Below are 24,267 nucleotides of genomic sequence, written 5' to 3'. Positions count from 1 at the left end.
TCAAATATTAATACTGTCATGAAACAAGATTAAAAGATAAAGTGAAACTTTAATCAGTGGGGGTTTTCTTCATCCCCCACTGATTATTAGCCCTCACGAATCGGGCTTTTACGGGCAGTTGATCCCCCACCTAACTTCTTTGCTTTCGCTGAATTTTGAGGTGGGGGTCTTTCTGCCCGCGAATAGCGGGATAAAAAAGACTACCATACATTCTTTCAGAACTAATATGATCTCCCCTAAGCAAGAAAAGTATAAAAAAACTCCTTTGAATAAGGCTGTTTTAAGCTTTATTGATAGGGGAGATTTCACTAAAAAGAGACCGATTGGATTTTATAACATTTTTTACAACTATTACCTCTTTTATTTTCGTGCAGATGGATATTTTTTGCAAGCAAAAGGTGTATAAGCTTACCATTTTCTTTTCCTTACATTCACGAATTGTTACATTCAAAAAATAAACTCTCAATATAAAGTAAAACTTTAATCAGTGGGGGTTTTCTTCATCCCCCACTGATTATTAGCCCTCACGAATCGGGCTTTTACGGGCAGTTGATCCCCCGCCTAACTTCTTTGCTTTCGCTGAATTTTAAGGTGGGGGTCTTTCTGCCCGCGAATAGCGGGATAAAAATATCATTTCAGTAAAAAGACACTCGATGAAGTGTCTTTTTTATATTCCTAATAATTACATTCCCTACTGCTTGAAGAAATTTTTGACTAGCAACCTCTTAATCTTATCCAAACCGTCTAAAAAAGAATCAAGATTATTTTAGGTATGGAACTCACCAGGCTATTTTTAACCATCCTCTACAAACTTCCCAAACTCCTTCAAAAACCTTAGCTTCATCCCTCCAATAGGCCCGTTCCGATGCTTCGCTATCTGAATTTCTGTCACATCTTTATTCTCCGTCTCCTTATCATAATAATCATCCCGATACATCAGCATAATGACATCCGCATCCTGCTCAATCTGCCCCGTCTCCCTTAAGTCAGACAAAAGCGGACGCTTATCTTGACGTGACTCTACCCCACGAGACAATTGCGACAGCGCTACGACGCACACGTTTAAATCACGTGCCATGAGCTTCAGCTTACGAGAAATTTCACTCATTTCTTGAAACCTGTTTCCCCGATATTTCGAATCACCTGTAATGAGCTGCAAGTAATCAATAATCACAAGCAACTTTTTATCCTCATACTTCCGTTTCAGCTTCCGCACTTGCACCCAAATCTCCTGCGTTGTAACGCCTGCCTTATCATAAATCTCTAGCAGCAGATCCCCAATTTCTGCAAATGTCCGGCTCGTTTTCCCCCAGTCCTCTATCGTAAAACGATGCTTCGGATTTTTCAGCCTTTTCCCAGATACCTCACCCAAGCAAGAAACCATTCGTTTCAATAGTTGCTTGTTGCTCATCTCCAGAGAAAACAATCCAACTGCCGCATCCGATTTCGCCGCATGAAGCGCAATGTTTAAGGCAAACGCCGTCTTTCCCATCGAAGGCCGTGCCCCAATCACAACAAAATCCCCTTCCTGCAGACCACACGTCATCTTATTTAAAGCTGAAAAACCTGTCTCAATACCAGTAAGTTCTTCTGTATCTTGATGCAGCTCTTCATAAAGATCGACTAACGTATCCTTCAAATCAAAATCAAGTGTGCAATCCACCTCTTCCAGTTCACAAAGTCTTGTAATCGTCTCTCCGATTACTTTCTCATCCTTCTCCGCAAGAAGCCGTTCACACATGCTGTGCGCCATACTTCCCGCCTGATTCATTTTCCAGGCATTCCGAACAAGCCCCTCATAATAGGAGAAATTAGCAGTAGTAGGCACACTCTCAATTATATTTACAAGGTATTCCATACCACCAATTTGCGCCAAAAAAGCAGGTTCCATTTTTGAAACAAGCGCAACAAGATCCAGCGGCTGTCCTTCCTCCTCTATTTTCCGAATCAACTTAAAGATAGCTTGATGCACAGCCGTAGAAAAGTGCTGATCGGTCAGCCTACACTCCTTAATCAGTTCACCATCAAGCAGCAAGGACCCTAATACCGTCTGTTCGGCCTCAATATTTTGAATGCTCATGGCCGCCAGCCCTCTTCCTTGAGGAACTTCTGCAGCTCTTCTTCAGATGGCACGTTTTTCTTCCACTCTTCACACTCCTCTAGAAACTTCTCAGTCTCATGCATAGCAGTCGGATCCTTCTTCCGAAACTTCGCTGCCGCTTCCTCTACTTCAATAACCTTCGTATATCCCTTACCGTGCCAATCCCGTAAAATCCCCTTCACATAAGCAAGCGTCCGCTTATTATTTTCAAAAGCGATCTGGAGCGCTTTTAAGACAAGCTCCTCCGATAAATCTGCCATCCACTCACTTAATTCCCCCGCCGCATAAGACGACAAACTACCGAAAGTTTGCTCATAAAACATGAATACACTGCTGCCTGGCTCCGTCTCTTCTACTTCCTCATCCTCTTCATAACTTTCAATAGATGCTTGCGGAATCATCTCAGACAACTCACCCGGCATACCGAAATGCTCTAAAAGTAGCGGAATATTCATCTCTTCCTCCAAACATTTTTGCAAAAACATATGTACAAACTCTTTACTTTTCACCGTCTTCAGCTCACGTAACACACACTTCTCCATATTCGTATTCGTAACCGGGTTATAGCGCAGCCAATTTAAAATACATAACTCCTTCGTTTCCGCATCATATAATATCTTTCCATACTCGACAAAGCGTTGCAGCAACTTCTCAACAGTCTCCCGGTTATAACCTGTCTCCATCTCCGCCAAACGCTTCGGTAACGGATAAATCCCRCAYTGCGTCGTCTTCGAACAAGTYARCAAATAMAYATAAAAATACCGCTYCTCCGGTGTTAAATCGAGTACAAAATCATCCTGCCAAAAATTCACCTGTACATTACGGTATACTGCCATGTTTATTCCTCCTATCCCTTAATGAAACATATGTAATTGACGGTTCCATCATGTATATAGGGATAAGGGAGGAAGTTTGGCGGAGTGATTTCATATTTTTTACGATTACTACGACTACTGTTTTTTTTTGAGGGACTGCTTGTAGTAGTTTTTTGTTTTTTATTTTGTTTCTTTTTAGTGATTTATTTGTTGGTAGGGGGTTGTAAGGGGCTTGGGAGGGATTCTTTTAATCTGTACATGGCCGACTTCCGCACTTATGAACAAGAAGTACAGTGTATCATTGCATGTAGCAAAGAGCATGCATTTTTAAATTGTGTTAACTTAACAAAATTTTAGTTTGGGAATAGTTAGTTTGAATAGGTAACTACATGTCCTTTTTTTTCAATCATTACTCTATTTTTTCGTAAAGAATGAATAGTAAGAAAAATATGATATATTAGTGCTATCTAATCATTTTTTTAGGGAGATGGGGCAAATGTCAATGAAAGATGAAACAGTTAAAAATACAGAACTAACGATTTTTAACCACRCAGGGAACACCATTGTGACAGAAGACAGAGAAATACAAATTATTTCAAGACTAGAAGAGCCTCTTATTGTCGTTTTAGCAAATGTATTAAGTGATGAAGAGTGTGAAACGTTAATTGAAATGTCTAAAAATCAAATGAAACGTTCTAAAATTGGTGTTTCGCGCAAAACAAATGACATTCGGACGAGCAGTGGCGCATTTTTAGAAGAAAGCGAGATTACTACTAGAATCGAAAGACGAATCGCTTCGATCATGAATGTTCYTGCCCCACATGGAGAAGGGCTGCAGATTTTAAAGTATACAGTTKGCCAAGAATATCAAGCGCATTATGATTTTTTTGTAGAAAATAGTGCGGCAGCAAGTAACAATCGTATGAGTACACTTGTGATGTATTTAAATCATGTAGAAGAAGGTGGAGAGACCTTCTTTCCAAAACTCAACCTTTCCGTATCTCCGAAAAAAGGAATGGCGGTATATTTCGAGTATTTTTATCAGGATGAATCAATAAACAACCTTACTTTACATGGCGGTGCACCTGTTATCAAAGGTGAAAAATGGGTTGCGACGCAATGGATGAGAAGAAGAGCATTGTTGTAACAAGTAAATTTTGTAAAATTCATTGAAAATATACAAACAGCCATCGTTTCATGGAATGATGGCTGTTTCTATTTACCATTATACATAATCTTAACTTGATAGCTGCGTTATTTATAACAGCCAATCAATCCCCCTCCTATACAATAGAAAACATCAGATACACTCCAACAACGAAGAAAACAGCAGCCGTCTTAATTAAAGTAATACCAAAAATCTCTTTATAAGCTTCTCGGTGCGTTAGCCCTGTAACTGCAAGCAAAGTGATAACTGCTCCGTTATGAGGAAGAGTATCCATACCGCCTGCTGCCATTGCGATAACGCGATGCAGCACATCTAATGGAATACCGAAGTTCGCTGCTGCTTCAATATATTTGTCTGCCATTAAACCTAATGTAATACTCATTCCTCCTGATCCTGATCCCGTCAGCCCACATAATATATTCGTCATGACCGCTCCACCGATTAAAGGATTGGAAAATGTCCCAGTCAAATAATTTTGAATCATAACAAATCCAGGTAAAGCAGCTATAACAGCACCGAACCCATACTCGGCTGCGGTGTTCATCGCAGCTAAAATGGAACCACTTACCCCCACGCTTGTAATCGATTGAAACTGTTCTTTTACCGCTTGGAAGTTTAATAATATAGCGCTCAATATACCGATAAGAAGTGCCAATTCTACTGACCAAATACCCACGACTTGTCCCATATCAATCGTTCCGTACTCCTTCAAACCGATGGATGCAAAATCAAATCCCTTTGTATACCAAACGGGGATGAATTCTGTAAAGACTTTATTCACCACTCCAACCAGTACAAGCGGTAGAAAAGCCATCCAGTAACTAGCTGGAATAGCATCACTTGAAACAATTGGCGTCGGTGCGGCTTGCGTGCTAGTTGTAGCGGCCATTTCAGAAGTAGCATCACCTTTTCCGAAATACCCCTCCCCTTTAGCTGCCGCCTTCTTCCTACACCTTTCCAAATACAGCATGCCGCATGTAAAAATAAACAACGCTCCAATGATCCCTAATATAGGGGCTGCATAAATATTTGTTTTAAAAAACGTAGTTGGAATAACATTTTGAATTTGAGGCGACCCAGGAAGTGAATCCATCGAAAATGTGAATGCACTAAATGCGATTGTCGCTGGAATGAGACGCTTCGGAATATTTGCTTCACGAAATAATTGCGCTGCAAATGGATAAATCGCAAATACCGCGACAAATAAACTGACGCCGCTGTATGTAAGAATCGCTCCCATTAAGACGATGGAAAGAATCGCTCTTTTCACACCTATAAAACGGATGATAATTTTCGCAATTTTTTCTGCGATTCCAGTGACTTCTACCACTTTACCGAATATCGCTCCAAGCAAAAACACAGGAAAGTATAATTTTATAAATCCGACCATCTTCACCATAAAAACATTGGAAAAGAACGGTAAAACTTGCGCTGGCTCCGTCAAAAACACAGCCAGCAAAGCACATAACGGAGCGAATAAAATGACCGAGAACCCTCGGTAAGCCACAAATATAAGCAAGCCGAGCGATAACAACACAATCAATAAATCCATATCTGCAATCCCCCCTTAATAAAATGGACTTTCTCAAATTTGTTTTTCATTCTTTTATGCTTGCATATATTGTTACGATGCCTACCAAAGGCAGACATCGTATTCTTTTTATTTATGATGAAAAAGCGGCACTCTCTTTTCTATAAAAGCCTCCACTCCCTCTCTTACATCACTCGTTTGAAATACACGGCCAAAATTTTGAGCTTCTACTTTTAGCCCTTCCTCAAGAGAAAGAGATAACCCCTTATTGATAGATTGCTTCATCAAAGATAAAGCAGGAAGAGAAAACCGAGCCATCTTCGCGGCTAATTCCTTCGCCTTATTCAATGCTTCACCGCGCTGAACAACATGATTCACCAAACCAACTCGCAGGGCTTCTTCGGCAGTGAGCGGTTCACCAGTGAACATCATTTCTTTTGCCCTTGCAGTTCCTATTAAGCGAGGCAAACGCTGCGTTCCTCCCGCACCTGGAAACAAGCCTAGCTTTACTTCCGGAAGTCCAATTTGGGCATGTTCTTCTATAATCCGTAAATCACACGATAAAGCTAACTCACACCCGCCCCCAAGCGCCAATCCGTTAATCACAGCGATTGTAGGCTTCGGCAATCTTTCTATTTTATTTAATGGGTTCTGAAGCCACAATGATTTTTCTTCTGCATATTCACTCCCTTTCCCAATCCATTCTGGAAATGACTTGATGTCCCCTCCGGCAACGAAGGCTTTTTCTCCAGCGCCAGTTAGAAGTACAACAATGACTTCATCATCCCGTTCAATTTCATCAACCGTGGCCGTCAGTTGCTCAATCACCGCATAACTCAGTACATTCACAGGAGGATTATCAATGCTAATAGTCGCGATTCCTTTTTCTTTAGACCATGAAACAACCCGCTTATTTTCCAATGCAATCCCTTCTTTCTAATATGTAATGAGACAATCTTCAACTCGTTCTTTTAATGACATCCCCCGCCTGTTCGCGATCCCAAGCAGTACCGATTCCTTCTTCCTGCAACTTGAATTTTTGAATCCGTTCCGTTGCTGTTTTTGGGAAAGATTCACGAAACTGAACGTATCGCGGCACCATAAAGTAAGCCATACGTTCTTGACACCAATCTATAATCTCTTCATGAGACATCATTTCTCCTTGCTTTACAATCACATATAATTTGACATCCTCTTCCGCCACTTCTGACGGGACACCGATAGCCGCTGATTCAAGCACTTTCGGATGATTATTTACGACCTTTTCAATTTCCCAAGAAGAGATGTTTTCTCCACGTCTTCTAATACACTGTTTGATCCGATCGCAAAAATATAAGTAGCCTTCCTCATCTCGATAACCGCGATCCCCTGTATGGAACCATCCTCCCTCCATCGCTTCCTCTGCTTTATCCGGCATTTTATAGTAGCCTTCCATGAATGTTTGTTCTTGTAAGGAACGGATGAAAATTTCACCGATTTCACCAGTCCGCGCTTCATTTCCATCCTCATTGACAATCTTCGTCTCTACGTAAGAATACGGTTTCCCAATAGAAGGCGGCTTATTGGCATTCAATGGATTCGTTACACAAAAGCCTGTCGTTTCCGTTAATCCGTAGCCTTCCACAATCCGGACGCCAAACCTCTCCTCAAACGGCTTCCAAAATCCCTTAGGCGTAGCGGCACAAGCCGTCACCCTTGCCGGATTTTCATAATCGTTTTCCTTTTCCGGCTGCTTGCAGAGAATTGGAATCATCGATCCTAAAGAATTAAAAATGGTTGCGCCATGACCCCGAATCTCATCCCAAAAACGAGAAGCACTAAACCGCTTTCCAAGAGCAATCGTCGCATTGGAAGAAATGGCACCGAGCACTGTATGGGCCTGGGCATTAATATGAAATAAAGGCAGCGCTGTAAATAAAATATCTTTCGAATTCGCACCAACCATATAAGTAGCGAATGACTGTGCAGAATTGACATAGGCAGAATGACTTAACATGACCCCTTTAGGTAGTCCCGTCGTTCCAGAGGTGTAAAGGATACTATTAATAGAAGAGGAGGAAACAGCTTCATTTGGAAGATAGTGATCATTTGCATGCAATACATCTTTCAATCCGATTACCGGCCGTTCTTTACCATCATCTGCAATGATTACGCTTTCATTATTGTCGTGAACAACAATCCCAATTTCCCTTTGTATAAATGGTAAACAAGAAGCAATTTGAGGAACAAATTCCTTATCAATGATCATTATCTTACAATCAGAGTGGGATAAAATATACTGCAGACCTTCTCCTTTTAAATGCACATTAAGAGGCACCGCAATTGCTCCCATAAAAGATAAAGCAAACCATACATCCAGATATTCAGGGGTGTTATGAAGCATAATACAAACCTTGTCACCTTTTTGAATACCGAGTTCACACAATCCCGCTGCAGCCCTTGTAATCCGGTGATAAAGTTCTTCATACGTAACCCTTTGTTCTTCAAATTGTAAATACACCTTATCAGGCGACTTGTTGATACTTTGTATAAGAAAATGTGGCAAACTCTGATTCTCAAGCATTAGATTCCATCCCCTTCCTATTAAAATTCTTTTTATTTATATAGCAAGAAACATGCCAAAGCTTGTCTCATTCCCTATTCCCTTATTCCTTCAGGGACATGCCCCGAGTCTCCCTTACATGTACACCTTCGCATGTCGCATTTGCGCTACAAATGATAGTGATCATGTCGCATATATAAGAAAGTGTCGCAAAAACGCGACAACATGTATTACTGCAAACCAAACAAAAAAAGGGCCTATTTGCCCTTTACATTCCTTCATCATATTCCGTATCTTTCTATTTTTCGATATAAGCTGGCCCGATGAATTCCCAAAAGCTCAGCTGCCTCTTTTCTATTTCCAGCTGTTTTTTCCAAAGCCCTCGTAATCGCCCGTTTTTCAGCGGATTCCACTTCCGTCTGCAGTGAATAGCTTATCTCATCCTCCCCTTGATATCCCGCAAAAGTTTCATGATCCAACTCTTCTTCCAAATCTCTTTTCCGCAAATAAACAGGAAGGTGATGCACTTGAATGATCGTTCCTTCCACAACATTCATCGCTCGTTCCAGCACATTCTCTAGCTCCCTAATATTCCCTGGCCAATCATGCTCCATGAATATATCCCTTACTCTCTCATCTAATAAAAGAACGTTACTACCAAGCTCCTCATTCAATTTCCGAATTAAAAATTCCGTTAAATGTACGATATCTTCCTTTCGTTCTCTTAGCGGAGGAATATCAATTGCAAACACATTTAGCCTATAATATAAATCCTCTCTAAATTCTCCTCTTTGCACCATTTCACGGAGATTCCGATGCGTTGCCGCAATAAAGCGGACATCAATCTTTTGAGTTTTTGTGCCACCGATTCTTTCAATCTCTTTCTCTTGCAGCACACGAAGCAACTTCACCTGCATGTCCAAAGACATATCACCGATCTCATCTAAAAACAACGTTCCCTTATGGGACAACTCAATCTTCCCAGGCTTACCTCCTTTTTTCGCTCCTGTAAAAGCACCCTCTTCGTATCCGAACAATTCAGCCTCCAAAAGATCCCTCGGAATCGCAGCACAATTCAAACGAATAAATGAACCCCTAGCACGCGGACTCGCATGATGAACCGCATTGGCAAAAAGCTCCTTCCCCGTTCCGCTCTCTCCTCTTATCAAAACCGTAGACCGACTTTTCGAAACCTTCAAAGCCATCGTTTTCACTTCTTCCATTTTCGCACTCTCTCCTACAATACTTTGAAATGAAAACCTCCCTGCTTGCAGCCGCTGTAATTCAGTTTGATAGTAAGATAACTTTGATTCCATTGCACGAATCTGATCCCCCAAAGCTTTAAATTGTTGGATATCATGGAACATAATTTTACCGATCGCACCAATAACCTTACCGTCCTTAACAATAGGTATACGAGTTGCGATAATATTCTGATTATTTATATGTTGAATATGCCCAATTTCCACCTGTCCCGTCTTCACGACAATATGCATCCTCGTATTCTCAACAACTTCCGTACAATGCTTCCCAATCGCTTCCCTCGGATCATCAATTCCTAAAAATTGCGCATAAGCACCACTAAAAAAATTGATGATTCCTTGCTCATTCACCCCTAGAATACACTCCGACAGTAAATTCAAGGCATTTTCATACCGACTAATAATCGTTTCCAAGGACTGCACGCTTTTTTCCTTGTTTTCCAAAATGACAATCGATCCTTCTTCTTTCCCACCCTGGTACACATAAGATTCATTCACGATGAACACTTGGTTGCCAATCTTACACTCGTACTTATGCAAACCATCATTTTGATTCATTACTGGCTGTTTATGATTAGGAATAATCATCGATATGTGCTTACCCGTTATTTCATTTTCTCTTTTGTTTAACATGCTGCAGAATGATGGATTGCTGAACATAATCGTTCCATCATGACTTGTAACCGCAATCCCGTTATTCATTACCTGAAGAGCCTGGCTCGTTAACTGCAGATTAATCCCTTCATCTATATGCATTTGGAAGCCTCCCTATCAAATCGTGCTCTTTCTCGCATGTCATATATATCTATTTTATAACACCTTGTGAAATACTTGGAACTTCTAAAGCAGTTTAGAGCAGATATATAATCTCGAAGTTCAACTAAAACATAAGAAGGGTATTAGGTGAAAATATCCAATTGATAAAGTAATTAATAAAATCTCCAAAAATATTATAAAGAATTTAGGTGCTACATGTATTGAAAACGTTATTTGGTATATTTCTCTGTATATTAGGAGCTTTTTTAATGAATTTAACAGTTAATAGTCTCGGAGACATAGGTAACATCCTAATGAGAATAATAGGAGTTGTATATGTTGCATTAAGCATCAAAATAATAAGAAACAAGGATAAAAAATGAAACTCGACTGTTCAGGAACAAGACTGTCAATAGACGGCCTTGTTCCTAAGAACCCCTACCTTATGCTCTTTCTTTTTCGCTTCTACATACTCCGTTAACTCTCCTTTTGTTTTCTGAATTTTCTTTATTTTATTTCGAAATCTTTTTCGCATTTCTTTCCTATACCAAATTCTGCTATCATATTATTTAAAGATTATACATATAGATAAGGGGGATATTATGAACGTCTCATTAAAGGGGAACGAGCAGATTACTAGTCTCTTGAATGATTGGTATGTTGAAATTCGCGCTAGACATATCGAAAACGCTCATCTTCTGAAAAAAGAGATTGATGAGAAAATCGAAAATATTTCACATGATGAAAGTTTATCTCTGTATTATTTTCTATTGGATTTCCGTTATAAATATGTAATTGATAATTTAAACGTTTCAAAAAACAGTTTTGATAAAATTGAATCTTATGAGATTCCCGAAGATAGTCTTTTAACATACTACTATCATTTTTTTAAAGCAATTCATGCTAGCACAATTGGCAACTACAATATTGCTAGAGAGAACTATGAGAAAGCCGAACGATTACTTGATATCGTGCCTGATGAACTTGAAAAAGCTGAGTTCTATTATAAACTTGGGGCATTCCATTACGATGTTTACGAGTCCCTTCAATCCATTAAGTATGTCACAAAAGCAAAAGAGATATTTTTAGAACAGGAGAATTACGAACGAAATACAGGATTCTGCGAAAACCTTTTAGGGATGGCCTGCATTAATTTGAAAGAGTGGGTATTGGCGGAAGAACATCTTGTGAAAGCAATGGATATCTTCCAAAAGCTTAAAGAAGATACATTTATTTTGATGGTTCGTCATAATCTAGGACTGTTGTATGCAAGTCAAAATCTATCTGAACTAGCTATTCGTTATGCATCCGAAGTTTCTCAAAATAAGCCAAATCATTATAAAGCTATATTTATTGAAGCACGAGAACATTCTAAACTTGGACATGTTGAAGTTGCTGATGAGTTATTCGAAAAAGGATTAGAGATATGTACAAAACTGGAGAATGAAGAATACAAACACCGATTCAAAATTCTTAAGGACGTAAACAACAAAATCCCCGCTAAACAATTAGAAGAAACCGTTTTAGCAGGAATTCCGTATTTTGAAAGAGAAAATCTATATGAATACATCCATGAATATTATGAAATTTTAGGGATTAAATTTTATAAAGAGGATGAACATTCAAAAGCAAGTAAATATTTCTATTTAAGCACTGAAGCAAAAAATAGAATTATTGAGAAGGGGGCTTTAAAATGAAGAAGTTACTTAGTTTAATGGGAATCATAACTGTTTTAACATTAACCCTAGGCATCTCCTCACAGACGGATGTTCATCAGATTGAAGTTGTGGCTAGTATGATGGCAGATGGAGACCACGGTGGTTGATATTACCTCTGACCCAGATTATATTTCTGGGTCTTTTTATTTACAGATAAAGATTGATGGATTTGCATAATATCGATTCATATCCCTTCCAACAGTTGTAACTACGCCTTTTAAAAGCACAAGCTTTGATGTAAAAGAGTTAATTATGTATGCACTCAGAAACCTATTCCTCATTTTTTGCTTACTTTTCTCAATATCTCGATATCATTCATCTAATTTACTAAAAGAGAAAGAACTACTGTGATCCCTAAAATAGTAGTCAAATGTATAACTATAAAGCACAAAAACAACTCGATTTTTGCACAAGGAGGATCCAAAACATGAAGAAATGGACAAAACCCCTAATTATCACAATCGGTATCATGCTATTTGGTGTATTTGCAGGGGGCATGATTGGGAACCTTTTTAATCCTGAAAGTGACAACAAACAAGTCGCGAAATGTGAAGAAATTGAAGAAGTTGATGATATAACTAACGCTGAAGGAGTTATCATCGACTCTATGCACAAAATGACTCACAAAAAGGTAATGGCCAACGAGAAAAGCGGTTTTATCGCAATGTCTTCAGATAATATAAAAAAACTTCGTCAACTAGTAAATGACAGCGATATGTTAGCAGACAAAGACAAGTACAACAAGATTTTAGATCGTTGAGAAAAAGGGGATTTCTCAAAAGCTGTTGAGGGGCATAATGACATGTGGGAACGAGCAGGTGGAAGCACGAATGGGAAGGCGTACCGTTTAGCTACTCCAGAAGAAGAGAAAGCATATCTTGAGGAACAGAGTGAAAAGGAGCAAACTAAAGAAAATCATTAAAATATCTATCCACATTCTCAAAAACTTATAAAGGCACCTTAGCAAATTGAATACGAATTCGCTAGGATGCCTTTTCATCACTACATATTCTTCATCGCTTCCTTCAAATACTGCTCTTCTTCCTTTATTAGCAAAGAAGGAAATTCAGCTAGTGGAACATCACTCTGTTTGGAAATATTTGCGAAGTCAGTTCGTGCTATACCAGCGCTTTGAATAATTTCTTCTATAATTACTATCTGATTGTAATTTTGCTGACTTTAATTCCCCTTAAATATCACTACTTATTTGAGATGCATTCTTTTCATGTACTCGAGAAAGGATAACCCACTATTCACCACATTTATAACTTCTTTAAATTCTTGTGGGATAACTAATACGTTCCCTCCAGTTTTAAAACCAACGAGGATTGCAGCAGGTGGCATATTAACAGCATTTGATCTGTAAATCTCCTCCATTCTCTTAATATACTTTTTCTCTACTCCAACAACATGATCTACAGTCTCTGAGTCTTCATCAGTTTGATTGAGAGCAAGGTAGAAATCAGCTTTTTCCTTAGTATCGAAAAATAATAGATGTTCTTTCCCGTTCATTTTTTGGCTTTTCATATTCCCAGTATTAACTTCGTCAACAAACTCCATAATGGTCCAGAACGGTTCACCTTTGGATGTTATCGAAGGTAAAAATTTAAAGTGAGGTGACCTTTTCAACTCTTCTTTCTTAGCACGTCGAGCTGATTGGACCTTTTGGCTGTCAGGCATAGAATTTAGTAAACTAAAGATTTTGTACACAGCTAAAAAATCCTCACAATTTAATATTGCATGTTTTATCTCAGGCCTTAAATCAAGCATACTTGGGCCATCCCATGCACATTTCTCATGAATAATATGAAAACCACCTAAATTTTCGTCAGACAAATTATTTTTGTCAATTCTTAATACAACAGTAACTTTATCTTCTACCTCTATATTATCGTTGCAACTGATACATAGGGGGTGATCATTCTTTGTATACTCTTCACTCCACATTTTACGTTCATTCTTATACTTACTCTGCTTAAAAGAGATGAAAAAGATCGGGTATTGACGCAAAAATCCATCTCTTATGTATGTATTGAACGGTTGAATTAAATCAATCATCTGTTTTGTATGCCACTTCGATATCTGATAACAATAAATATATTTCATTAGCGCATTATTACATATAGAGACATATTTTATCTGATTAAAATCTTTTGTAACGAGCAATAGCCCTATTTTAAGTAAATCTTGAAAATAAGAATAACCATTATTAACTGTTGATAACAACTCCAATAATAAATCGTGTTCTAAGTTCTCTCTCTTATCTTTAACCATTTGACTTATAATCCTTTTTAGTACAAGCTTGGTCATCTCCGGTTCAGAGGTCTGTTCTAGCTTCTGACGTAACCATTTCTGGTACAGCTCAGTTTCAGTAATCTCGCTCGAAACCTCCTGCTCTTGATATACCTCAGCAAGCATTCTCATTAGAAAGGGCTCCTTTGCGAGCTCTCTACTCTCGCTATTTAAATCTCCTTTAATTCCATATGCTTTCTTATATCTTCCCCATAAACACTTAAGTTCCTGTTCGTCCATTTTATCTACATACACACCTATCTTGTTTAGAAACGATAAGTTTCTTGACGAGTAGATATTTTCTCCAAAAGAATTTAACGAACCTTTAAAGTGAGTAAAACTACGCCAGATATCATTAGTTTCATCAGTAGTTTTGCAGGATGTGATTAAATAAATATTTGAGTCTTGAATTTTTTTTACTAAGTCGTTCAATTCATTACGCAATTCTACTGGATTAGGATGTTCATCTAAACCATCAATTACAATAAAAAAGCGTTGATCTCCATTGTTTTTAGTAATATCATCAAATCTTCTTACTAATTCTGTCATACTATATTCCTGGTTTAACAAAAAATGAAAATCTTCTTGGATAGAAGTTATCACTCTTTGGTTGAGTAAACCAGCATTATAAAACACCATTGGGAAACGATCTTTATATTGATTCCATAAGGAATATAAATAATTAGTTTTTCCAAATCCTGAAGTACCGATTATTGCATAAATCTTACTTCTTGACTTCAAGAAATTTTTAAATTCATCCATGTATTTAGTTCTATTACAATGAACTTCGTCTATAATACTTTTATTTGAAATTTTTTCTGATTTTATATCTTTAAAATTACGCTCACTCTGAAGTTGACAAAAATGAAGAAGGTTCTTTCGATCTAATCCAACAAAAGCTCGAAGAGCTACTTCACGAATATCCTCTGATATAGTTAAATTACAGCCTGACACAATAAAATTACTCTTACTTAAATCTGTATTGGTTAATTCATCTTTTGTTATAGTATCAAATATCCTTGTGGTTTTTCCGTTAGTTACAACACTATAGGGAGCAATTTCATCCAGTAATCTGGCATAATTTATGGCTTGTTCAATATCTTTTTCATTAATTGGATGATTCCCCCTTTTAACTTCTACTAAAATAACATTTCTCAACTTACCGTTCACTAAAGCCTTATATAATATATCGGAGTAAACATGCTTGGTGATTTCCTTCCCGATATACAATTCCCCTTGCCTAGGAATGTTTATTTTAAAATGAGTTTCGAATTCTATTTTGTCTGTCAAGAACCCCATTTTTTCGAAATACGGAACTATAACAGTATTTTTTACTTGTTCTTCATTCATATATTTATTTCCCATATAAATCCCCTCTTCTCCCTATTTACTTAATAGTTCCAGAACTCCCCTAAACAACACCGAGGAATTCCTAACAACCAAATCCAAAGACAACTCTTTAAACACATCTCCTTTTCCAACCATCACCTTCCCTTGCTCATAATCAATCCTGATCTGAACATCTTGAATAGAATAACTCCTAATAGAAGACGCCTCATCCAAATTAGAGTGAGCCAACTCAACCTTCACCTGCTTTGTAAATCGACGCAGCGTTTTCCAAAGTACACGTTCTTCTTTTGACTTCATAAATAATTCCGGAAGCTCTTGTACTTCTTTTAATAGTGACATACTTGTTAGCATATATGTCTGAATTCCATACCCTACTGGACGAATGAGATGATCGAGCTTTTTCCATGGCTCTAGTTCGAAATAAACACAATCATTTGTTTCATCGCTGGATAATGGATTCTCCCGGAGAATTCCTTCTCTTATAATCTCTTCTGCGCTTTTTTCGATGAGATGATCGAGAAATTGTTCTACTAGTCTGGTTGCGTTTGGTAAAAATGGAAATCCACCGATGTTTACTWTTTCAATGCTTTTATAAAAAGGATGGTGCTCATATTCTTCCTCTTGATTCCATGGGAATAATACATAAGCTCCATAGGCGGTTCTCTCAAATGGTCCCCCTTGATCTACTACTAACGCATCTCGATATCGGTGCATCGTGTTAATGTCTTCTTCCATTGGACCCGGCGTTCCATACTGTCTTTTATAATGGGAATCACTTTTAGCAAAATCGATTCGATATTTAGCGTCAAAAACATATTGATATTGATAAGTTTTCCCTTTCTTCTCAATAGCAAGCATTGTATCTGGCTTTTGCGTGACAGTTGGTAATGCGTTATTTCTCTTTTGAAAATAAAGCTCGATCACTTCATCTGTTTCAGGGTGCCGAAATGTTCTTTTTGCAGTTTTGCTTTCATCCAGCGTCACATATAGTCCATCTTGCCGAACTTTAATAACATCTTGATCCACCGTTACGTACTTTTTAGATAGAATTTGTCCAAGCTTTAGGTACGTCCAATATTCATACAATCTTGCGACATCTTTAACAGACATTTTGAAGATCTGTCCTCTTAGTGTTAGACCTCTCGATAACATTAGAAAAATTTGATACGCATCCCTATAACCAGATGCCATTTGAATGACAAGTGAAAAGACGGAACGATCCAGTTTTCCGATCCCATTCCAAAATGGATCATTCAACTCATTTTTCATTCGAGATTTCATTTTTCTTACGTTTTGAATAAGACCGTCATCAATTGGTAAACTCTTAAATCCAGAATCCTTTTCCAAAGATGTAAGTAAACCATCGATTTTATGTACCACTCTCTGAATCATCCATTTAATAAAACGATTTTCCAATGTATCGTAGGATACTTCCTTATACGCTGTGATTCCTTTAGATGGAACCATATTTGCCTCTACCCCTTGAAACAAGTGCGGCCTTTTCCGTAAGTAATTCATCCCAACAGAATCTAGCCTACGAATTTTTTCTCCTTGTACGAGCTGATGACGCGTAATAAGTGTATGGTGCGGTTGCCTCTTAATATGAGAAATTGCCTTCATAAATCTATGAAACGAATCATTTAAAATACGGTAAAATTCACTCTTAGATGGGTTTGTAGCATAGATTGTTGATGCTCCTAAGTAAGTCCTTTTCAATAAATGAAATGCCAAATTATAAATTTCATCATTCACTTCTTCCAATAACGCTCGATAGTCATCTTTGTAATCGAGCTTCGATGGATAAATCTCTAATGTGACTGTTAATAGAGATTTTTTATCATCCTGAATTTCAAATGTTGTATAACCTACTTCATTTGGAAATGAGAGATTCCCCATTAATAGTTTCAATGAGCCCATTTGCGTAGAGCTAATTGCCTTTCGAAGAGATGGATGTTCATGGTGAAAAGACAATTCCTGATTATTTTTAGGAACAACTACAAGCTGATAACTCCTATTCTCAAAAAAGATAGGAGGGTGCTCGGCTAATTCACTAAGCTTTTGTAACCGAGCATCATATACCAAGATAGATTCTACTTCTCCAGACACATGAAAATGCATCATTTCATCTGAACCAATTGATTGATGTTTTTTTAAATTCTCATATTTTTCATGATAGGGATTCCCTTTGATCGTCAATGACAAATTCGCTGTTTCAATCTTAACTAGTTCTATATCACTATTAGATCCAGAAAGAGGTGAAGCCATCATACTCGAACCTCCTTAACATATGAGACAACTTCTTAGCAGAACGAGGATACTTCGCATAAGACATAGCATCTTCGTTATCAAACTCTTGATTTGTACATAGCGTATATAATTTCTTTAATGCCTCTTCTGTCCGTCTATCACTTCCTGCAATACGCGGTAAGATCTTTTGATACATCTGATAGTCTAACGCCTCATCARACGATAATAGTTCACTTTTTTCATTGTAAGCCATGTAAAAGCAAATTTCGTCACGTATCCGGTACCCCACTTGTGCTCCAATCAGTTCAAGAATTTCATTGATTTCAATTAAAATATGAGATACTTTCTTCACGAGATCTTTATTGAGCTGAAAACATTCTTTTAAATGAAGAAACGTGGCTGTCAAGGAATTATTAGAAACACGCTTTGCCTGCACTTCTTCTGCATCCATTAAAAACTCAAAGGAATCTAACTTCACTTGATTAAATTCAATCGTATTCGCACGATCCAGTACTTTTTTACTTAACGGATGTGTTGTTTCATCCATATTGACAGTTCCAATAACGTACACATTTGACGGAATCGTAATTCGTTTCCCAACAATCGATTCAGGAAGAACCGCCGATGTAACAATCTCTCTCCCTTCCCATTTTCGGCTTTCAATAACACTTAGAAAATCACTGAAATAGTACTCTACACGTGCTAAATTCATCTCATCAAGCACAACAAAATAAGGCTTGTCCGGATTCTCTGCTGCTTTTTCAAGAACTTGAATTAACGGTCTTTCTTGAAATTCCCCTTTAATATTCACATAGCCAAGTAAATCCGAACTATCACTCCAATCAGGCCGCACAGGAATCAACGTGAACTGTCCATTTTCCTCAGTTGCCCCTAAACTTTCAGCGAACCACTGAACAATTTTTGTTTTTCCTGTCCCTGAAATACCAGACAAAATAACAAAAGGCTTCGTTTTTAAAGAAAGGAAAAAGTTAATAATATCTTGCTTATCGTAATAGAAACCTTTGCTTTTCATATAAGAAGATACATGATCTACAATTTCCTTCCCATTCAAATCCATTTCTTTTTGCTGCTCGTAAATCATTGCACGATTATTCCCTTTCTCTCTAAAGGAAATGTATCCCTCATAATAGCTAAGCATTTCTTTTAAATCTTCCACTAATTCTGCTTCACTTGGCATTTGATTACCATCATATACAATGTATGCCGCTGTTGAATTTGCATAGCCTTTTGCTTTTGGACTTGTACCCAGGAAAATCCCATCATCTTTTTTCACTTTTGTAGACATATGTATATGTTGACGGATTTCTTGTTTAATTTCTTCCATTTCTTCTTTAGAAGTTTCAGTTACTCCTTGCGCTAGCGTTAAATATAATTGCTTCATATCTTCGCTAAATAAATAAACGATATAATACCCTCGCTGCGTCGATGTCGTAATGTCTTTATTCATGATAGCAAGCCATGGCACAGCGGCCCAATTCCCTTGTCCAACTGAGCCCGTAACAACGTACTGATTATGATCGATAAAAGATAAACGAGTTATCTCCGTTGTTATTTCATTTCGAACAACTGAACCAAGTTTATGACCTGCAAATTTTTCTGTTCTCGCTTTTAAATATTCATGCATAACAGTTAAAAACTTTTCACGTAAGTTACTATTCATCATATCGTCCTCTTTACTATTCTCTTCTAAATATTGTTCAACTGGAACCCAGCTATCGTTAATTAACCCTATCTTTTCAAGCCACATTAACAAGTTATGAGTACGTTTCTTGGCTACTGACTCAAGCATTAAATTATCCCCTAGTGAATTTCGGACAATCGTCATTCCTAAATTCACTAAAGCCTCTTTCTTTTCAGACTTTGAAGCGTTCACTAAAATCTCAAGTACAAATAGGGCAATTCGAAAATATTCTTGCTCTAAAGCTAACTTTTGAATAAAAGCATCCCTATTTTTTGATTGAATATATTCATTTAATAGTTTCATATGAATTTCATGATATTCATCTAAAAACCCTAATAATCTCAAATCTTGACGTCCCCCAGATTTAACTCTATATGAATTCCCACCCATTTGCTGATGCAACTTCTTAGGATCATATGTACCATTCATTATCTCTTCTAAAAACGTCACCACTTTCTCGTATTGCTCACATGGTAAATCATCCGTTTGAAATTCCTTGAATGTAATGACTTTTGTATTGTTAAGTGTTGTAACTTTCACAAAAGGAAGTTGTGCAAAGAAAGCCATCAAAAAAGCACTCTGTCCGTTTGCTTGCAAAAAATCTTCAGCAGTTGCTGTACGGACTTTTATAAAATCTTGCCAAGCTTGCTGAAAAAGCTCAAAAGTTATCATAAAATATGGCTGTAATTCTTCTCCCCTTTTGTACTTCTCACGTAAAAGTTCTGTTTCAACGTATAGCCCTTTATCATCTGTCTTTATAATCAAATAAGATTTATTAGTATTTATATCATTAACTTGATTAGTTATTTTAGCAATTTCAATTATAAGTTTCTCTAACATTTTTACCTCCGCAGTTACAATTAATTACAATTACTACTATTTTAACAAACTATATATAAAAGAAAAATGATACGCTATAACATATGAGTGAATAACATTTCTTCCTACTTTGTATTGTTCTTCCCCCTTCTAACAAGGCCAGTGTCGCCACATCAATTCACTTATCAATTAAAACATTTACAACTTTCTCTTTATTTTCATACAAAAAAACTCAAACTCCGCCAGATTGATTCCAAACACTTTGCTTACCTAAAAAGAGAATTAATCCCCATTATATTGAGAATTTTCAGATAAATATATATAATTTATTTATATTTATACGCTTTCATACTTAATCCATAATGATGCTTTTCAAATTACTTCAATTGAATAGGGAGGTCGATGGATTAGCAAAGACCAACGCTGGCATGAAACTAGAGTGTGCACATACCCAATAGTTTTCAAATGTAGAAAACAAACTTTGTTCAAAGGAGGGTTTAATCATGTCTCAATCCACCAATCGCGCCAATACAAGGCGCATTACAGGAAACATCTTCAAAGGTTCAGTTGGAAATCTGATTGAATGGTACGACTGGTACGTCTATTCTGCTTTCGCCGTGTATTTCTCAGCAGAGTTCTTCCCCAAGGGAGACTCGACCAGTCAACTGCTTAACACGGCAGCAATCTTTGCCGTAGGCTTCTTGATGCGCCCGCTAGGAAGCCTACTGATGGGCCGTTATGCGGATCGTCACGGCCGCCGGGCTGCACTGACGCTTTCTATCACCATCATGGCCGGTGGTTCTCTGATCATTGCTTGTACTCCAGGTTATAGCACCATTGGTATACTGGCCCCTATTATTCTAGTTCTCGCACGTCTGCTTCAGGGGTTGTCGTTAGGTGGAGAATATGGAACTTCGGCTACATACCTGTCCGAGATGGCCAGCAGCGGCCGCCGCGGTTTCTACTCAAGCTTCCAGTATGTAACACTCGTTGCTGGACAGCTGGTAGCACTAGGCGTTCAGATTGTCCTCCAGCAAATACTCAGCGAACCGGATATGAAATCTTGGGGCTGGCGTATTCCTTTCATTATCGGAGCAATGGGAGCAGTAGCTGTATTGTGGCTGCGTCGCACGATGGATGAATCGGAGCAATTCTCAAAAATGGGTTCTGAAAGCCGGGAGAACGCTGGAACCATTCGGGCTTTAATGAAACACCCTAAGGCAGTGCTGACAGTAGTCGGGCTAACGCTTGGTGGAACTGTTGCTTTCTATACTTACACGACGTATTTGCAGAAGTTCATGGTGAATACTGTAGGTCTTCCTAAGGAAGTTGTTAGTTGGATTAACTTTATTGCCCTCTTGGTATTTGTCGTACTCCAACCACTCGCTGGTATGTTGTCCGATCGGATTGGACGACGTCCGCTATTGATTGGTTTCGGCATCCTCGGAACTTTACTGACAGTACCACTGTTCCTAATCATGGAGCAGACGAAGTACCCTATCGTTGCTTTCTTGCTTATGATGGTAGGTCTCATTATTGTTACCGGTTATACTTCCATCAATGCGATCGTGAAAGCCGAGCTCTTCCCAACTGAAATCCGTGCCCTTGGCGTGGGATTCCCCTACGCAATCACTGTTGCGGTATTCGGCGGGACGGCGGAGTTCATTGCGTTATGGTTGAAGAGCATTGGACACGAGTCGCTTTTCTACTTCTATGTAGCTGGTTGTATTGCCATCAGCTTCATCACTTATTGGCGTATGGCTGAGTCATCGAAAACCTCTCACATCGAAGCTGAGCTAGACGATGAAAATACGCTAGCTACTCGCAACTCTGGTTCAAGGCACTCTTAAATGTCATAAATAGCTATTTTAAAACGATAATTCAGCTTAAAAACCCCTTGTTTATCAAGGGATTTTTAAGTTAAGAAATCTTTCTTGATTGTTTACATTTTCTAGCAGTAATGTAGAAGTAATAAACATCAGTATATTGAATAAAAAAACTCCAACTTTCGGCTGAAAAGTTGAAATTCCGCTTATCTTTCTATCATTAAGAGGTACTCTCTTCTCACTTCACAAAACACTCTAAACCCTACCTATAATAACTCATCTTCCAAAAAACTACGAATCCACTCTTTAAATTTTCCAAAATTAAAAAATCCTAAAAATCATAATGCCACAAAGGGATTGTAAAACAGAACAGGCCACGAAATAAATAATCATGGCCTGTCTGGTTTTATGAAAACATCGTATATGAGGCCCTAATACAGTTAAAGGAATCTCCTTCTACTTGTTTCCTATTTCTATTGTAATGCTCCAATCTCCATCCGTATGTACTCAAAAACTGTTTGTGCCTGTGTTTTTGAATACTTGAAATATAGAACCTTCATAGCTTCCAATTTTATTTACTAATAAGTTTTGATCATTTACTTTAACAATGAAGTTTTTGGAGCTATTATTAGATAAAGATATAAGCAAAAGGGGCCTATTTCATACAGTTACAATATATTTTAAAACGCATCTTAATCCCTTTTTAAATAGTTACCATTGTCATCATAACATTCAATAGCAGTACCTATAAAGCCTCTCAGGAGTAGTTTTAACATCTCTAAATCATTTATAAAAACACTCATCCAAATAGAAAAATACCCTCTCGCTATCGCCGTTTCAACTATTTGTTCTCTAAAGTCTATAGAATCATTTCGTTTCAAACGATCTAGAGCGCTCTCTGCTACTTGCCATGCATCTCTTCTTTCTCTCCATCTTCTATCCTTTTGCTCTGCATTGACATTTGGATTATCCGACGGTTCTTTATCTAAACCTACTAACTTAATCATCTTTAATGCCATATGACGATGGCCTTGTTCTAAATTCGGATTTACTTCTATTCTCCCTGCACGAAGCAAGGGCAACAAAATAGTTAGTTACACTCATTCTTGTAAAACTGCACACAAACCTACCCGTCGTATATAATGAATGGTACCAAAGAGCTATTGCCGGGCTTTCAACATATAATTATTCCATTTTTTTCAACAGCTTAGCTAAATAAATTTCATGAGAAGTATCCCGTAAAAAGGAAAAAAACAAATCATCTAGCTCTTCTGCTAACTCTTCGTTTATTTCCTCACCTTCTTCATCAGACAATTCAAAGTTAGCATGCTTCCATTCATTATACTTTTCCTCAACTAAATCTCTAAAACTGATCCAATGTTTTCCGAAGTTTGATGTATAAGTGGCAGTCCAGCTATTAATATGAATTGTACCTAACAGCTCGGCCAATTTAGAATCAAAATTAACGGAAACATTATTTCCCCCCAATGTCTTTTCAATCTCTTTTAGATCCTCTTTTGTCATTTTCTTGGCTTCCCCAGAATAATCATAGCTTACTCTTCCCGTATACGAATTGATACACGGTTCTTTTATAGGTTCCCATTTAAAAGCGACATGCTCGTCTATAGCATCCATAATCATATGAGAAAGAAGCAAATCGATTGCTTTTTCTCCCATTACAATCATCCTCTTTCATTTTTTGGAATTTTAAACATTATATTTCTGTTCCTTACTTATGATCGGGATTCGATCTACATGGAGGCATGTTCTATATGAAGTTATGGTAAACCTGGCTGTAATCATTTATGTTCGCGGAGTAGACGTATCATTTATAACTATGCCTAGTCCAATTTTAATAGATTATATATTTTTCTTGCAGTAAGATTTTCTTCCCTATCATCTGTCTTCAATTGTACTACAAAACGCCTCAAAAAGAACATACATTCGCATAGCCATCATAATCAATAAAACGATATCGACCGTTCCTTCAAATATATCAGCGCTTTTCCAAATATATCGACCATTTCTCACCATATATCGGCCAAACGACAAAATTCGCGACTCTAAACACAAAAAAGAGCTATTTCAAACTGAAATAGCTCCTTCATTCATTCAATTACTCTCAGCTCATCTAACAA

General features: G+C 37.7%; 16 protein-coding genes and 1 pseudogene. 5 read left to right on the top strand and 12 right to left on the bottom strand.

Annotated features, from left to right (window positions below):
• Positions 1-793: 793 nt before the first annotated feature.
• Both dnaB and AC1DIT_RS14425 read right to left on the bottom strand, forming a co-directional pair.
• Positions 794-2,080: a replicative DNA helicase gene (dnaB, locus tag AC1DIT_RS14430; protein WP_016113333.1), complete on the bottom strand. Its 1,287-nt coding sequence runs from the start codon at positions 2,078-2,080 to the stop codon at positions 794-796.
• Positions 2,077-2,937: a DnaD domain-containing protein gene (locus tag AC1DIT_RS14425; protein WP_476998251.1), complete on the bottom strand. Its 861-nt coding sequence runs from the start codon at positions 2,935-2,937 to the stop codon at positions 2,077-2,079. The genes dnaB and AC1DIT_RS14425 overlap by 4 nt, the downstream gene beginning before the upstream one ends.
• 475 nt (positions 2,938-3,412) lie before the next feature.
• Between AC1DIT_RS14425 and AC1DIT_RS14420 the strand changes: the two genes are divergently transcribed.
• Entirely contained in the window at positions 3,413-4,063 is a 651-nt protein-coding gene (locus AC1DIT_RS14420; RefSeq protein WP_476998250.1) for a 2OG-Fe(II) oxygenase, read from the top strand.
• A 136-nt stretch (positions 4,064-4,199) separates the two neighbouring features.
• On the opposite strand, the gene AC1DIT_RS14415 is transcribed toward AC1DIT_RS14420, so the two are convergent.
• From AC1DIT_RS14415 to AC1DIT_RS14400, 4 genes are all read right to left on the bottom strand, one after another.
• On the bottom strand, positions 4,200-5,636 hold the full coding sequence (locus AC1DIT_RS14415) for a GntP family permease (RefSeq protein WP_016113329.1): 1,437 nt from the start codon (positions 5,634-5,636) through the stop codon (positions 4,200-4,202).
• A gap of 108 nt (positions 5,637-5,744) precedes the next feature.
• Positions 5,745-6,536, bottom strand: a complete 792-nt coding sequence (locus AC1DIT_RS14410; RefSeq protein ID WP_016113328.1) for an enoyl-CoA hydratase — start codon at positions 6,534-6,536, stop codon at positions 5,745-5,747.
• A gap of 37 nt (positions 6,537-6,573) precedes the next feature.
• Entirely contained in the window at positions 6,574-8,178 is a 1,605-nt protein-coding gene (locus AC1DIT_RS14405; protein ID WP_016132984.1) for an ATP-dependent acyl-CoA ligase, read from the bottom strand.
• Between the two features lie 260 nt (positions 8,179-8,438).
• The gene (locus tag AC1DIT_RS14400) at positions 8,439-10,175 is read right to left on the bottom strand and encodes a sigma-54-dependent Fis family transcriptional regulator (RefSeq protein WP_016132985.1); all 1,737 of its coding nucleotides are present in this window, start codon (positions 10,173-10,175) and stop codon (positions 8,439-8,441) included.
• A gap of 602 nt (positions 10,176-10,777) precedes the next feature.
• Between AC1DIT_RS14400 and AC1DIT_RS14395 the strand changes: the two genes are divergently transcribed.
• From AC1DIT_RS14395 to AC1DIT_RS14385, 3 genes and pseudogenes are all read left to right on the top strand, one after another.
• Positions 10,778-11,872 carry a Rap family tetratricopeptide repeat protein gene (locus AC1DIT_RS14395; protein ID WP_016113323.1) on the top strand — a complete coding sequence of 365 codons (1,095 nt, stop codon included), beginning with the start codon at positions 10,778-10,780 and terminating at the stop codon, positions 11,870-11,872.
• Complete coding sequence (locus AC1DIT_RS14390) at positions 11,869-12,000, top strand: hypothetical protein (protein WP_016113322.1); 132 nt, start codon at positions 11,869-11,871, stop codon at positions 11,998-12,000. The genes AC1DIT_RS14395 and AC1DIT_RS14390 overlap by 4 nt, the downstream gene beginning before the upstream one ends.
• Before the next feature lie 263 nt (positions 12,001-12,263).
• Positions 12,264-12,815, top strand: a pseudogene (locus AC1DIT_RS14385) (DUF6241 domain-containing protein).
• Positions 12,816-13,096: 281 nt separating this feature from the next.
• Here the strand turns inward: AC1DIT_RS14385 and AC1DIT_RS14380 are convergent.
• The 3 genes from AC1DIT_RS14380 to AC1DIT_RS14370 are packed head-to-tail and all read right to left on the bottom strand — an operon-like array spanning position 13,097 to position 20,324.
• The gene (locus AC1DIT_RS14380; protein WP_016132986.1) at positions 13,097-15,550 is read right to left on the bottom strand and encodes a type I restriction enzyme HsdR N-terminal domain-containing protein; all 2,454 of its coding nucleotides are present in this window, start codon (positions 15,548-15,550) and stop codon (positions 13,097-13,099) included.
• An 18-nt stretch (positions 15,551-15,568) separates the two neighbouring features.
• Positions 15,569-17,803 carry a DUF2357 domain-containing protein gene (locus AC1DIT_RS14375; protein WP_476998249.1) on the bottom strand — a complete coding sequence of 745 codons (2,235 nt, stop codon included), beginning with the start codon at positions 17,801-17,803 and terminating at the stop codon, positions 15,569-15,571.
• A complete protein-coding gene (locus AC1DIT_RS14370; RefSeq protein ID WP_476998248.1) occupies positions 17,775-20,324 on the bottom strand; it encodes an MrcB family domain-containing protein in 2,550 nt (849 codons plus the stop codon). The genes AC1DIT_RS14375 and AC1DIT_RS14370 overlap by 29 nt, the downstream gene beginning before the upstream one ends.
• Before the next feature lie 482 nt (positions 20,325-20,806).
• Here AC1DIT_RS14370 and AC1DIT_RS14365 point away from each other — a divergent pair, with 482 nt between their 5' ends.
• On the top strand, positions 20,807-22,153 hold the full coding sequence (locus tag AC1DIT_RS14365) for an MFS transporter (RefSeq protein WP_016113316.1): 1,347 nt from the start codon (positions 20,807-20,809) through the stop codon (positions 22,151-22,153).
• 668 nt (positions 22,154-22,821) lie between these two features.
• Here AC1DIT_RS14365 and AC1DIT_RS14360 read toward each other — a convergent pair.
• The 3 genes from AC1DIT_RS14360 to AC1DIT_RS14350 form a co-directional block, all read right to left on the bottom strand.
• Positions 22,822-23,214 (bottom strand): hypothetical protein, encoded by a 393-nt coding sequence (locus AC1DIT_RS14360; RefSeq protein WP_016113315.1) that lies wholly within the window; start codon positions 23,212-23,214, stop codon positions 22,822-22,824.
• A 100-nt stretch (positions 23,215-23,314) separates the two neighbouring features.
• Complete coding sequence (locus AC1DIT_RS14355; protein ID WP_016113314.1) at positions 23,315-23,806, bottom strand: hypothetical protein; 492 nt, start codon at positions 23,804-23,806, stop codon at positions 23,315-23,317.
• Between the two features lie 219 nt (positions 23,807-24,025).
• Positions 24,026-24,181, bottom strand: a complete 156-nt coding sequence (locus AC1DIT_RS14350) for a hypothetical protein (protein WP_154214511.1) — start codon at positions 24,179-24,181, stop codon at positions 24,026-24,028.
• Between the last annotated feature and the right edge of the window lie 86 nt (positions 24,182-24,267).

The organism is Bacillus sp. 05T22, from assembly GCF_056396765.1.
This window is presented reverse-complemented; position numbering and strand designations above follow the sequence as displayed.